This is a genomic window from Polyangium sorediatum (genome assembly GCF_029946465.1).
Taxonomy (GTDB): domain Bacteria; phylum Myxococcota_A; class Polyangia; order Polyangiales; family Polyangiaceae; genus Polyangium; species Polyangium fumosum.
On sequence record NZ_JARZHI010000012.1, the window covers coordinates 132,207 to 145,135 of the forward strand.

General features: G+C 70.5%; 11 protein-coding genes. 2 read left to right on the forward strand and 9 right to left on the reverse strand.

The features are described 5' to 3' along the window. Nucleotides 1-2: 2 nt before the first annotated feature. The 4 genes from QHF89_RS16610 to QHF89_RS16625 form a co-directional block, all read right to left on the reverse strand. A complete protein-coding gene (locus tag QHF89_RS16610) occupies nt 3-1,211 on the reverse strand; it encodes an alanyl-tRNA editing protein (protein WP_136971992.1) in 1,209 nt (402 codons plus the stop codon). Between the two features lie 13 nt (nt 1,212-1,224). Continuing rightward, nucleotides 1,225-2,259 carry a hypothetical protein gene (locus QHF89_RS16615; RefSeq protein ID WP_284720577.1) on the reverse strand — a complete coding sequence of 345 codons (1,035 nt, stop codon included), beginning with the start codon at nt 2,257-2,259 and terminating at the stop codon, nt 1,225-1,227. Further along, nucleotides 2,226-3,857: a serine/threonine-protein kinase gene (locus QHF89_RS16620; RefSeq protein WP_136971993.1), complete on the reverse strand. Its 1,632-nt coding sequence runs from the start codon at nt 3,855-3,857 to the stop codon at nt 2,226-2,228. The genes QHF89_RS16615 and QHF89_RS16620 overlap by 34 nt, the downstream gene beginning before the upstream one ends. Before the next feature lie 309 nt (nt 3,858-4,166). Then, complete coding sequence (locus QHF89_RS16625) at nt 4,167-4,823, reverse strand: hypothetical protein (protein ID WP_136971994.1); 657 nt, start codon at nt 4,821-4,823, stop codon at nt 4,167-4,169. A gap of 142 nt (nt 4,824-4,965) precedes the next feature. Here QHF89_RS16625 and QHF89_RS16630 point away from each other — a divergent pair, with 142 nt between their 5' ends. Beyond that, a complete protein-coding gene (locus QHF89_RS16630; RefSeq protein ID WP_136971995.1) occupies nt 4,966-6,096 on the forward strand; it encodes a hypothetical protein in 1,131 nt (376 codons plus the stop codon). 234 nt (nt 6,097-6,330) lie between these two features. Here the strand turns inward: QHF89_RS16630 and QHF89_RS16635 are convergent, their stop codons facing one another. The 5 genes from QHF89_RS16635 to QHF89_RS16655 form a co-directional block, all read right to left on the reverse strand. Then, the gene (locus QHF89_RS16635; protein ID WP_136971996.1) at nt 6,331-8,355 is read right to left on the reverse strand and encodes a PAS domain-containing hybrid sensor histidine kinase/response regulator; all 2,025 of its coding nucleotides are present in this window, start codon (nt 8,353-8,355) and stop codon (nt 6,331-6,333) included. 229 nt (nt 8,356-8,584) lie between these two features. Next, a complete protein-coding gene (locus tag QHF89_RS16640) occupies nt 8,585-8,755 on the reverse strand; it encodes a hypothetical protein (RefSeq protein WP_170229702.1) in 171 nt (56 codons plus the stop codon). Nucleotides 8,756-8,830: 75 nt separating this feature from the next. Beyond that, nucleotides 8,831-9,145 (reverse strand): PEGA domain-containing protein, encoded by a 315-nt coding sequence (locus QHF89_RS16645; protein WP_136971997.1) that lies wholly within the window; start codon nt 9,143-9,145, stop codon nt 8,831-8,833. After that, nucleotides 9,145-10,701 (reverse strand): glutamine-hydrolyzing GMP synthase, encoded by a 1,557-nt coding sequence (guaA, locus tag QHF89_RS16650; protein WP_136971998.1) that lies wholly within the window; start codon nt 10,699-10,701, stop codon nt 9,145-9,147. The genes QHF89_RS16645 and guaA overlap by 1 nt, the downstream gene beginning before the upstream one ends. A gap of 59 nt (nt 10,702-10,760) precedes the next feature. Beyond that, on the reverse strand, nt 10,761-11,234 hold the full coding sequence (locus QHF89_RS16655) for a hypothetical protein (protein WP_136971999.1): 474 nt from the start codon (nt 11,232-11,234) through the stop codon (nt 10,761-10,763). A gap of 826 nt (nt 11,235-12,060) precedes the next feature. Between QHF89_RS16655 and QHF89_RS16660 the strand changes: the two genes are divergently transcribed. Then, nucleotides 12,061-12,828, forward strand: a complete 768-nt coding sequence (locus QHF89_RS16660) for an SDR family NAD(P)-dependent oxidoreductase (protein ID WP_136934184.1) — start codon at nt 12,061-12,063, stop codon at nt 12,826-12,828. The last annotated feature ends 101 nt before the right edge of the window (nt 12,829-12,929 follow it).

Genomic DNA, 12,929 nt, shown 5'->3' on the forward strand with positions numbered 1-12,929 from the left:
GTTCAGCGCCCGGGCGTGGCGAGCGTCGCGGCGGCGATCGTCTTCCAGTCGATCCCCGCGGGCAAGCGGCCCTCGGCGCGCTCGGGCCTGCCGCCGCCGCGCCCGCCCGCCGCGGTCGCCGCGCGCTTCAAGAAGGCGCCGCAGTCGAAGTCGCTCGACGATCCGCGGGCCGCGAGCACGATCGTGCCGCCGTCGGCCTCCCCCGCGAGCAACGCGACGAGATCCCCCTCGGCCGTGATGCGCCCGGCCACCGCGCGCACGAGATCGAGCGACGCATCGTCGAGGACGCCGATCACCACGCGTTCGCCCCGTCCCCGCGCGTCCTTCACGAGCGCGTCGGCGATCGCCGCGGCCACGCGCCCCCGCACGCGCCCGAGCGCCTGACGCGTCTCGTCGAGCTCGCGGCGTAGTTTTTCGATGCCTGCAGGCACGTCCTCGGGGCCGCACGTGAGATCGCGGGCGAGCGCGCGCACGACGTCCGCTTCGCGCGAGAGCTTCGTCCGCGCCCGCACGCCCGCCGAGAACGTGACGCGCATCTTGCCCTTGTACCGTTCGAGCCCGTCGATGCGGACGAAGCCGACCTGCGCGGTGTTCGTGCAGTGCGTGCCCCCGCAAGGCGAGACGTCGAAGTCGCCGATCACGACGACGCGCACGTTGTCGTGCACCTTGGGTTGCCTGCGCAGCGGGAGCGCGCGGAGCTCGTCCTCCGAGGGGAAAAACGCGCGGATCGGCGCGTCGTCGTCGATGACGGCGTTGACGAGGGCCTCGGCCTCGGCCGCGGCGCGCTCGTCGAGGGCGGCGACGTCGAGGTCGATCGTGCACGCGCTCTCGCCGAGGCGCGAGGAGACGGTCTCGGCGCGGGCGACATCGGCGAGCGCGCGCGAGAGCATGTGCTGGCCCGTGTGCTGGGCCATGTGGACGAGGCGACGCGGCTTGTCGATCGTGCCTTGCACCTCGGCGCCGATCGCGGGCAGGGGCCCTTCGAGGACGTGGTGGATGCGGCCCTCGTCGTCGACCTGCACGTCGACGACGGCGGCCTCGTCGAGGCGGCCGCGATCGGCCATCTGCCCGCCGGACTCGGGGTAAAAGGCGGTCCGATCGAGCCGCACGCTGGGGCGGCCGGCGTGGGTCTCGTGGGCGACGACGACGCCGCGGAACGAGAAGAGCTTCGGGTCGTCGTGGTAGAGCGGCGAAGAGCGAGGTGTGGCCAAGGCCGATGGGCTCCTACGGGCGTGACGCGGGCAGGACGTGATCCCGCAGGATGTCGGGCAGGAGCCGGAGCTGGCCACAATGCGCGTCGCCGTCCGAGCCCGCGTACCCGCGGAGGAAGAAGTGGTTCTGATCGTGGGCGCGCGAGAGGCCGAACGGATCCTGCGCAGGCGGCGTGGCCGGGACGTCGGCGCCGATCTCGCGCAGGAGGAAGGTGCCGGTTTCCAGCGTGGAGGCGTAGTCCGGCGTGGGGACGGCCGTGTGCGTGACGAAGAGGAGAGGTCCACCGTTCGCCGCGGCGCGCGCGAAGGACGAGAAGGGCAAGAGCTCCGTGGGATCGGGCATCTTCCCGCCGGACGCGTAACTCGCGTAGAGCGAGTCGAGCAGGATGACGGCGTCGACGTCGTCGCGGCCTCGCGCGAGGATCCGCGCGATCGCGCCGTAGCCCGCGCTCCACGACGACAGGACGATGCTGCGCGGGCGGGCCGCGGGGTTTTTCGTGGCGAGCGCGACCTCGCGGCTGATCGCCGAGAGCATCGCGTCGAAGGTGCCTTCGGACTCGAACGTGCTCTTGTAGCCGCTCGACAGCGTGCCCGTGTCGAGGCCGGCGATCACGAGGCCGAGGCCGAGGGGCGCGAGCTGCTTGCGCACGGGCTCGGTGCCGTGGAAGTGGACGAGCAGATCAAAGCCGCCGTCGGGCGGGACGGTGAGGCTCGAAGGGACGAGGATGCGGCCGAGCGGGAGCGGTCGCCAGCCGAGGTAGTCGCCGAAGCCGCTGTCCGGGAAGTCGCAGCCGCTGCGAGGCGCGGCCTCGGAGACCAGGGCCGCGGGCTTGCCGGGCGCGCCGTTCGGCAGCGGAGACATCGTGAGCGTGGGCGCGGAGGCCTCGGACGCATCCGTTGGGTTCGCGGCCGCGCCTTCGTCCTCGCTGCGCGCGGCGGAGCCGATCACCACGATGGCGGCGCAGAGGCCGACCACCACGAGATCGCGGAGGGACGAGCGGGTCGTGCCCTTGCTCAGAAGCCGGGATCCGTGACTCTGGGTACCCACGTCGTGCTCGTCGGCGCCCCGGTGGGCTTTGTGGTCGCGGTCGTCGTGGCCGCAGGCTTCGTCGCGCCCGCGCCTTTCGTCGTGCCCGCGGGTTTGTCGTCGCGCTTGGTCGTGGCTTCGGGTTTCGTGTCGGCGGACGGGAGATCGTTGATGTCGAGGACCGTGCCTCCGCCCGTGTCGATCGGCTGCGGTGCCGCGGCGGTCTGCACGGCCACGGGCGTCGTGGCCTGCGTGGGGGCGGGCGGGCTCGGCGGCGTGGGCGCCACGTTTCCCGCGGCGTTTCCGGCGGCCGCGCGTGGCTCCATCGTCGTGCGCAGGAACATGAACGTGCCGGCGAGCGAGAGCGCGGTCACCGCGCCCAAGGCGACGAAGAGGCCCGCGCGGTTTTGACGGGGCGGCATCGACGGCAAGAGCGAGCCGGACATCGCTCCGTCCGCGTACGGTTCGGACGAAGGCGGGAAGATCGAGGTCGAGGAGCTCCGCGGCATGCTCGTCGGGAAGCTCGTGAGCGCCGAGTTCATCCGCGTGATCGCGATGTCCGAGACCGCCTCGTGCACGTGCGGCTGCGCGGCGCCCGGCGACATCACGATGCCCGCGGCGCGCTCGTCGGCGGCGCGCACGGCGTCACGCAACGCGGCGCGGCGCTTCTGGCCCCGATCGCCCATCACGGAGCGCGTGAACGCGCCGATGTCGTCGTCGACCACCGAGGCCCCGGACAAGGCGAGGACACGCTCCAGGGCCGCGTCGAGCTCCAACATCGTCTGGTAGCGCTCGTTCGGATCCTTCTTCAGGCACGTGAGGAGCACGCGCTCGAGCTCGACGGGGAAGCTCGGGTTTTTCATGCGCGGCGGCAGGAGCGGCCGCGAGATGATGTTCTTCATCGTGGCCATGTCGTTCTCGCCGAGGAACGGGTGCAGGCCCGTCGTGAGCCGGTAGAGCACGATGCCCATCGCGAAGACGTCGGTGCGCCGATCGACCTTCTGCCCAAGGGCCTGCTCGGGCGACATGTACGGGACTTTGCCCTTGAGCTGCCCCGCCGTGGTCTCGCCGCCCGCGCGGCCGAGCGCCTTCGCCACGCCGAAATCGACGAGCTTCACGATGCCGTCGTACGAGACGAGGATGTTCTGCGGCGAGACGTCGCGGTGCACCAGGTCGAGGCGCTGGTCGTGATCGTCGCGCAGCTCGTGGGCCGCGTGCAGGCCCGCGCAGGCCTGGCGGACGATGCGGAGCGCGATGCGCTGCGGCACGGGGACGTTGCTGCGCTTGGCGGTCTTCGTGAGGACGCTGAGCGCCTCGCCGTCGACCCACTCCATGACGATGTAGATCGTCTCGTCCTGCTCGCCGACGTCGAGGATCTCCGCGACGTTCGGGTGATGGATGCGCGCGGCGAGCGAGGCCTCGTCGAGGAACATCTGCTCGAACTGCGGGTCGTCCGAGATCGACGGCAGCATCGTCTTGATGGCGACCGTCTTCTGAAACCCGCGGGAGCCCTTCTGCCGCGCCGCCCAGACCGTGGCCATGCCTCCCTGTGCGATCGGCAGGAGCAGCTCGTAGCGCCCGAGCACCATCCCTGGGGAGAGCGTTTCATGTTGGGTCATCGGAAGGCCCGGCGAGCGCCGCGGAGACGGCGTCGATGCGCCATCCTAGCAGCCTGTGGACTTATCTGCTGCGCGCCCCGAATCGTCGGTCGACATCGCTCGAAATCCTTGAGGATTCCTCGCTCCGTCGCCCTAGCTTCGGGGCGCTCGCGACGATAATTCCACAGGCTGCTAGCATCCAGGCCGCTTTCCTCGCCACGAACGCGTGAAATGGCCGTTCGAGGCGGTCCCGAAGATCCGGGCTTGCCGAGGGGAGCGTGCACCGGGCCTCGCAGGAGCGAGGCCCTCGGAGGTGCGAGGCGCGAGAGATCAGGAGCCGGGCGGAACGGCCATGCCGAAGAGAGCCTGGTAGATCTGGCTCAGCTTCTGGTGCGACTCACCCGTGAGCATGTCCTTGCCGTAGGGGAGCGTGAAGGGCGTGACGCCGGCGGCCTTGGAGCAAGTGAACCACACCACGAGGTCGGTGTTCGGCTGGCCCGGACGAACGAACGAGACGCCCATGCCGGGCGCCGTCGTGCAATTGTTCGCGCCGGCCTGGAAGCTGTCCTCGTCGCCGAAGAGATCGAGGAGGTCGTTCTTCATGTCCTCGTTCGTGACGGGCGTCTGGGCCACGATCGCGAGGCCGTTCCACAGCGGCACCTGCGTCTGGACGGGCGCCGGCTGCGTCGTCTGGCCGCCCGGGAGGAGGCCCGGCGGGATGAGCCCCGGCGCCGCCTGGTTCAGGCCCTGGAGGAGCTGCTGCCCCGCAGCCTGCATCTCGGGCGGGATGGGCAGGCCCGGGATGCCCGGGAGCGCGCCGGGCGTCGCGACCGGCGCGGCGACAGGCGGCGGCGGCGCGCTCAGGCGCAGCACGGTGATTTGCGCCTGGTCCATCTGATCGAAGGGCGCCGTGCGAGAGGCACAGCCCGCCGAGAGGGGGGCGACGAGGAGGGCAAGACCGAGAAAGGTGCGGAGACTCGAGTTCATCGTTTCTACCTCGCTTAGTACCACGGTTTGACGGACGGGGGGCAAGCCCAGTCGTCGGCAACGTGCTGAAACGTCGCGCGGCGCTCTCGACCTCGGACCGCGGCCGGCGTATGGTCTGCCGAGCGCTCACGGGCGCCCCGACGTGATGGAACCGGAAATCGAGCTGGAACGATTCGCCGCGCTTTGCGCGGAGGTCGAGGCAGGGACGCCCCTCGAGGAGGTTTTGCGCGTCGAGGCGCTCTCGGCCGAGGCCTGGGGCGTGAGCCGCAACGCCTGGATGGAGCGTATGTCGCGTGAGCCGGAGGCGACGCGGAACGCGCTGGAGGCACGGTACAAAGCAGCCTTCGATGCGCGCTCGCGAGCCATCGAGACGCGCAAGGCGCGTGCCGGAGGAAGCGAAGACGAGCCGACGCCGCCGCGCGCGCAATCGGTGCCGCTCGGGCTCATGGACACCGTGCCGATGTTGCCCACGGCCGATCCGGAGCAGCTCCTCGCGAGGCTCCGCGCGCGCAGGGCCGCCGCAGCGGCCGCAGCGGCCGAGGGCGTGACGCCGCCGCCGGTGACGGCGAGCGGCGCGCCGGCCGTGAAGGGTCCGCCGCCGCCGCCACGCGAGAGCGCGCCGGGCGCGATGTTGCCTCCGGAGGAGCACGCAGCGCCGATGCGGCCGCGCGTCGCGACGATCCCGGATCCGCTGCCCGCGCGGCAGACGTTGCCCGCGCAAGCCGCGCCCTCGAGGCCCACGCTCCCGTTCCAGAGCGCGCCGCTCCCGCCGCCGCCTCCGTCGCCCTCGTCGCCGGGCATGAAGGCCGCGGTGCTCCCGCCGCCCGCGCCGCCGCCGAAGCCGCTCGCCGCGCCGCCGCCGCCGCAACCATCACAGCCCGGGGGATACGGATACCCGCCGGCGCCAGGCACGCCGGCCGCGGCCGCGAGCACAGGGGCGCCGGTGTCGAGCACGTCCTACGCGTCGCAGCGCCCGACGCCCGTCCCGATGCCGCCGACGGTGCCGCAGCCGATGACGCTCGCGGGCTTCCCGGCGGTCGCCTCGGGCCCGCAACTCAGCCTCGAGCGGTACGCGGCGTTCGCCGCGGAGATCGCGGTGAACCCCGTCGCGCTCGCCGAGATCCGCACGAAGTACGGGCTCACGGACGCGGCGCACACGGCCGAGACCGAGGCCTGGCAGCGGCGCTTTGCGGCGGATCGCGAGACGTACGTGCGATACGCGACGCTGTACCAGCACTACCGCGACTGGTTCGCGGCGCGCGGCCCTCGCTGATCGCTCGGCCTTCCTGGCCTCGAGCCGCTCGCGACGCCTGTAGAACACCCTCCGAGAGGACGTTCCACAGGCTCTCCGAGCTTTTTTGGGATCGACCGCATCGCGGTCGATCCACGAGAGGTCCAGGGCTGTGCCCTGGTTCGGGTCCAGGGGCGAAGAGCCCCTGGTCGGGGCCGGGGTGAAACCCCGGCGAGGCGCTGTGAACCCCCCCCTCAGAGACGCGCAGCGAGCTTCTCAGCGCCCTGCGACCAGTTGGCGCAGCAGCGCGCGGAGCTTCGGGAGGTCGAAGGGTTTTTCGAGCTGGGGGTTTCGGACCTCTTCGAGGAAGGCCCGCATGCGCGGCGTGAACGCGCCGCCCGTCACGAAGACGAGGCGCGCGGCGACGTCGGGCGCGCGCTCGCGCAGCGCCTCGTGGACGTCCACGCCCGTCACGTCGGGCATCATCAGATCGCAGAGGATCGCGTCGAACGTCGGATCCTTTTCGAGCAGCGCGAGCGCATCGCGGCCGCTCGTCGAGACCACGACGTCGTGCTCGTCGGCGAGGAACATCTTGAGGGCATTCGCGAGCGGCGCCTCGTCGTCGATCACGAGCACGCGGCCGCGGCGTGGCTTCACGTCGGGGGGCTTCGGCTTCATGGCTGGCTTCTGCGCGTGGTTCGGCTCGTCGACGCGGAGCGCCCGCGCGCCGTCGAGAGGTTTGCCGGCGGAGGCGCCGGGCGGGAGCACGACACGAAAGATCGTCTCGCCGGGCCTCGAGGCGAGATCGATCGTGCCGCCGAGGCGCGTGACGATCCCCTGGCAGATCCAGAGCCCGAGGCCCGTGCCCACGCCCGCGGGCTTCGTCGTGAAGAAGGGGTCGAAGATCTGCGCCTTGACGTCGTCGGGGATGCCAGGGCCCGAGTCCATCACCTCCACGACCACGCGCCCCGCGTCGCCGACGTAGGTGCGCAGCCGGATCAGGTTCGCGGCCGCGTTCCCTTCGGGCAACGCCTGCGCCGCGTTGACGAGCAGGTTCACGAAGACCTGGCCGAGCCGCGCTTCGTTGGCGTCGACGAGCGGCACGTCGTCGTACTGCTTCACGAGCCGCGCGCGGTGGCGGATCTCGCCGAAGACCATGTTGAGCGAGGCGTCGAGCACGCGGCGCACGTCGGTCGGCGCGATCTCGCCGTCGTCCGCGCGCGAGAACGTCCGCAGATCCCGCACGATGCTGCGCATGCGCTCGGCCGCCTCGCGCGCGCCGTCGATCGCCGCTTCGAGCTCCAGCACGCGCTGCGTGAGCTCGCCCGGCGTGAGATCCGCGGCGTGCTCGAGGACCTCGACGCGTTGCTTCAACGTGGGCAGCGCCTCGCCCGTCGCCACCGTGAGCTGCGTGAGCACGTAGGCGAGGGGGCTGTTGATCTCGTGCGCCACCCCGGCCGCGAGCGTGCCGACCGCGGCCATGCGCTCGGCTTGCACGAGGCGCGCTTGCATCTGCTTGCGCTCGGTCAGATCACGCGCGACGCCGAGGGTCGCCGGCGCGCCGTCGTAGTCGACGAGCAGGCTCACGACCTCGGCGTGGACGATGGATCCGTCGCGACGGAGCAGCCGGTATTCGTGCGGGGAGACCGACGTGCCGCGCTCGAGATCGGCGTGGTTTTGCTCGTGCGCGATGCGCTCGTCGGGATGAACGGAGTCCCGCGCGAGGCGCCCGATGAGCTCGCCGGCGCGCTCGTAGCCGAGGTACGTGATGAGCGCGGGGTTCGCATAGATCCACCGGCCTTGACGCACCACGCCGATGGCGTCGGGCGCGTGCTCGATGAGCGCACGGAACCGCGCCTCCGAGCGTTTCAGCGCCTCCTCGGCGGCCTGCCGCTCGGTCACGTTCTCGCGGAGCGCGGCGAGCGCGCGGTTTCGCTCCGTGAGATCCTCGACCACGCCCATGCCGCCGATGACCTCGCCGCTGGCGTTCCGGAGCGGGCAAAGGCGCATCGAGATCCACACGATGGCGTCGCTCGTGGTCGCCTGATAACGGCCCTCGTACGTGCTCGACGCGCCGGCGAGGGCACCCTCGATCGAGGGCAACACGGCGCGGTCGCGCAGCCCGTGCATGTCGAGGGACGCGAGCCGCTCGTTCGTCGTCTGGAGGAGCTGCGTGAAGCGCGCGTTCCACGTGGAGAGCCGGAGGTTCCGGTCGTACAGGAACACGCCGACGGGCGCCTGTTCGAAGAGCGTGCGGTAACGCTCCTCGGATTGTCGCAGGGCCTCGCTGGTATCGCTCATCCGTAGAACCCCGACGCGCGCGCCGTTCTCCCGCCTCCGAGCCTTCGTCCACGTGCCGTGGTCGTGAACGAGCCGACGTCGGCCTGCGCCAGCATGCCAAAATGCGAGGCCCTAAGGACGGAAAAAGGCGTCCACCCCTGCGTTGTGGGCGAGGGGCGACGCCTCTTCGTCTCGGGTCAGCGTGCGCGCGGGTGTTTCGCGCGTACCGCCGAGAGGTCCGAACGTCCGGTCAGGACGCTTGTTCGGTCTTCGGGGCCTTGTCGGCCTTGGTCTTCTTCCGCGCCTCGGCGTCCAGCAGGCCAATACGCGCCTTCTGGCCACGCTTGATCCGCTTCTTCTTCAGCGGCGTGGAGAGCCACTCGTGCCGCAACCGGATGTTCCACTTCGGGGTATTCGCCATGTCTATCCTCGGAGAGCGCGGGACCGTAGCGAAACAGCCCGCAGAGTCAAGTCCTTCTTGCCCGAACGGGCGTGATCAGTCCGGGATTTTCACGAGGCCCACGTCGAGGTGGATCGGCGGATCCCCCTCGCGGGCCTCGACGAGCTTGTCCCAGGGAAAAAAGCCAGGTTTTTCCACGGTGATCCGGTGCTTGCCCGGCGGCAGGGCGACGCCGCGCTTCGCCACGAACGCGAGCGCCCCGATGTACATGTCGTCGATCGTCACCGACGCGTCGGGGGCGTTGCCCTTCACGCGCAGCGAGACCGTGGCCGGCACGCTCGGCGCACATGCCCCGATGAAAAGGCTGCACAAAAGGGCCGCCAAGCTCCCGCGTTTCGCGCTCGTTTCCATCACTCCCACTCGATCGTGGCCGGAGGCTTCGACGAGACATCGTACACGACGCGGTTCACGCCGCGGACCTCGTTGATGATCCGCGCGCTCGTTCGTCCGAGCACCTCGTGCGGGATCCGCGCCCAGTCGGCCGTCATGCCGTCCTTCGACTCCACGGCCCGGAGCGCGATCACCTCGTCGTACGTGCGCTCGTCGCCCATCACGCCGACGGTACGGACGGGCAAGATCACGCAGAAGCTCTGCCAGATCTTGTCGTAGAGCCCCGCCTCGCGGATCTCCTCCTCGAAGATCGCGTCGGCCTCGCGCAGGACCTGGAGCCGCTCCTCGGTGAGCGGGCCGAGGCAACGCACGGCGAGGCCGGGGCCGGGGAAGGGGTGGCGCCAGAGCAGGTGGTGCGGGATGCCCATCGTCGCGCCGACCGCGCGCACCTCGTCCTTGAAGAGCTCACGCAGCGGCTCGACGAGGCCGAGCTTCATGCGCTCCGGCAAGCCGCCGACGTTGTGGTGGCTCTTGATCACCGCGCTCGGGCCCTTCGCCGAGACGCTCTCGATCACGTCCGGGTAGAGCGTGCCCTGCACGAGGAAGCGGCAATCCTCGATCTTCTTCGCCTCCTCCTCGAAGACCTCGATGAAGACACGGCCGATCGTCTTGCGCTTCTGCTCGGGATCCGTGACGCCGGCGAGCGCGTCGAGGAAACGCTTGCGGGCGTCCACGTGCACGAGCCGGAGGTGGTAGTGGTCGCCGAACATCTTCACGACCTGCTCGGCCTCGCCTTTTCGCAAGAGGCCGTTGTCGACGAAGATGCAGACGAGCCGGTCGCCGAGCGCGCGGTGGCAGAGGATCGCGGCGACCGAGGAGTCGACGCCGCCCGAGAGGCCACACACGGCGCTCGCGTCGGGGCCGACCTTCTGGCGGATCGCCTCGACCGATTCCTCGACGAACGAGGCCGGGGTCCACGTGGGCTCGAGGCCGCAGACGTCGAAGAGGAACGCTTCGAGCAAGTCTTTGCCGCGGTGCGTGTGCGCGACCTCGGGGTGGAACTGCAGGCCATAGATGCGGCGCTCGTCGTCGGCGATCGCGGCGAACGGGGTGGTGTCGGTGGTGCCGAGCGTGGAGAAGCCGGGCGGGAGCTCGACGACCTTGTCGCCGTGGCTCATCCAGACGTCGAGGACGTCGCCGTCGTTGAATCGCGCGAAGACGCCGGCGGCGCGGGTCGTACGGACCAGCGCCGGCCCATATTCGCCCTCGGCGCCGCGCTCGACCTTGCCGCCGAGCAGGTGCGAGAGGAGCTGCATACCGTAGCAGATGCCGAGGATCGGGATGCCAACGGAGAAGAGCTCAGCCGAGAGGTGCGGGGCGCCCTCGCCGTACACGCTCGACGGTCCGCCCGAGAGGATGATGCCGCGGGGCGCAAGCTCGCGGATGCGCTCGATCGGCAGGTCATAGCGGTAGACCTCGCAGTACACGGAGGCCTCGCGGATCCGGCGGGCGATGAGCTGGGTGTACTGCGAACCGAAATCCAGGATCAGGACGAGGTCCCGTCGGCCAGTGAGCATGGTCGCCGCGCTAGCACTTTTCACGGGAGGGGGCGAGCACCGGAGCGGGCGCGAAGAAGCTAGATGGGAATGGGCGTCGGGACGAACGAGGTCATCCCCGGCGGAACGGGGACATCGGGGTGTTTCTCCAGGATGGCGGCGAGGGCCTTGGCAAGGCGCTCGCCGTCGGCCGGATCGCTGCCACGCGCCGAGTAAAAGACCGCATATTTGCCGGCAAAGGCAGGCGGCGTGGGCCCATCGTCCACGGCGAGCGCGACGGAGAGGCGCACGGCGGCCCGATCCTTCTCGCACACGAGCGTGAGGACGCCGTCCTGGACCGCGCGGATTTCGCGCACGGCAAAACCGTCGAGCGTGCTGCCGGGCGCGAGGGGCGCGACGAGGGCGAGCTCGGCGGGGCCAGCCGGGCGGGGCGCGGGCGCGGGGCGGGAGGACACGACGGGGAGCGGCGAGGCGTCGGTCGGGGCGTCGCCGCGGGAGCACGCGGGGAGGGCGAGGAGCAGGGCAGGGAGGACGAGCGGGCCGAGCCGAATCACGGGGGGCGAGGGTATCATCCCGGTGTACGCTGGGGCTTGCATGGATCACGCGGCGGCGCCGCCGGGGCGCTGCCCCGGTCCCCGCGGGGGGCTGTCCGCCCCCTCGACCCCGGACCAGCCAGGGGCTGGACCCAGGGTTGAAAAACTGCGCGGTGCGCAGTTTTTCAAACAGGCCGACGAAGGAGCCAGGTTGCCAGCAGAAGCAGCCGCGCGGCTGTCTTGGTGGCTTCAGCGATGAGCCGATGGTCCCCCGCCGCGCCTTCCATCGCTCCCGTCCATCCAAGGCACGTCCTCGTTCCTCCGAGGCACGGCCTCGTGCCTCTGGAGGCTCGAGTGCACGCCCCAGAGACACGTCCTCGTTCCTCCGAGGCACGGCCTCGTGCCTCCGGAGGCTCGAGTGCACGCCCCAGAGACACGTCCTCGTTCCTTCGAGGCACGGCCTCGTGCCTCTGGAGACTCGACCGCACGCCCTGGAGACGCGTCCTCGTTCCTCCGAGGTACGGCCTCGTGCCTCTGGAGGCTCGAGCGCACGCCCTGGAGACGCGTCCTCGTCCCTTCGAGGCACGGCCTCGTGCCTCTGGAGGCTCGAGCGCACGCTCCGCAGCGCGGCTGCCTTGGTCGGCAACGTCGGTGCTGGTCTTGACCGGGCCTGTTCGATGAACTGCGCATCGCGCAGTTCATCGAGCTTGGGTCCAGCGCCTCGCTGGTCCGGGGTGGAGGGGGCGGATAGCCCCCTCCTGGGGCCTGGGGCAACGCCCCAGCTCCGGGCCCCCGAGCGCTCGCTGCGCTGGCAAAAGGCGGGGAGAATCGGTAGCGTGCCGTGTTCATGGGGAAGCTGACGGACAAGGTCGTCATTATCACGGGGGCTTCGGGGGGCATTGGGACGGCGACGGCTGCGCTCTTTTCGCGCGAGGGGGCCAAGCTCGTGCTGGTCGGCCGCGATGAAGAGCGGCTGCGGCAGGCCGCGGAGGGGTGTGATTCCGCGCGGACACGCACCGTGGTCGCGGACGTTCGAACGGCTGAAGACACCAAGCGGTACGTCGACGCGGCGGTTCAGGCCTTCGGCGGGGTCGACGTGCTTTTTGCGAATGCGGGGTCCGAGGGAATGGTCACGCCCATCGCAGACCTCGACGTCGCGGTGCTCGACGACCTTCACGCGATTCATGTCCGCGGGGCGTTCCTGGGCATCCAAAAGGTCATTCCGCACATGCGGGAGCGGGGTGGGGGGAGCATCGTGGTCACGTCGTCGACGGCGGCCATCAACTCGTTCCCGGGGTGCGCCGCGTATGCGACGAGCAAGGCGGCGGTGCTCGCGCTCGTGCGCACGGCGGCGGCCGAGCTCGCGCCCGTGAACATTCGGGTCAATGCGATGGTCCCGGGCGGCGTCGACAACCGCATGATGTACGCGTTCACCGAACAAATGGCCCCGGGGCACGCCGAGGCGTTGCGGGCCGGCTACCAGCAAATGATTCCCGCTCGTCGCGTGGCCACCAATGAGGAAATGGCGAAGCTCGCGCTTTTCCTCGCGTCGGACGATTCGAGTTATTGCCACGGGGCGAGCTTCGTGGCGGACGGCGGGTTGACGATCGTCTGAAGCGGGCGGTTCCACGTTGGGATCGACCAGCCGCTCGCGACGGACGCCGACGAGGTCCGGCCGTATGATGCCGCGCAGGCCCAGCGTGACGTCCACGTCGA

Excerpts from the sequence above, each read along its gene's own strand:
- guaA (WP_136971998.1), bottom strand. The coding sequence starts at position 10,701 with ATGCTCACTGGCCGACGGGACCTCGTCCTGATCCTGGATTTCGGTTCG.
- QHF89_RS16635 (WP_136971996.1), bottom strand. The coding sequence starts at position 8,355 with ATGAGCGATACCAGCGAGGCCCTGCGACAATCCGAGGAGCGTTACCGC.
- QHF89_RS16625 (WP_136971994.1), bottom strand. The coding sequence starts at position 4,823 with ATGAACTCGAGTCTCCGCACCTTTCTCGGTCTTGCCCTCCTCGTCGCC.
- QHF89_RS16645 (WP_136971997.1), bottom strand. The coding sequence starts at position 9,145 with ATGGAAACGAGCGCGAAACGCGGGAGCTTGGCGGCCCTTTTGTGCAGC.
- QHF89_RS16640 (WP_170229702.1), bottom strand. The coding sequence starts at position 8,755 with ATGGCGAATACCCCGAAGTGGAACATCCGGTTGCGGCACGAGTGGCTC.
- QHF89_RS16660 (WP_136934184.1), top strand. The coding sequence starts at position 12,061 with ATGGGGAAGCTGACGGACAAGGTCGTCATTATCACGGGGGCTTCGGGG.
- QHF89_RS16620 (WP_136971993.1), bottom strand. The coding sequence starts at position 3,857 with ATGACCCAACATGAAACGCTCTCCCCAGGGATGGTGCTCGGGCGCTAC.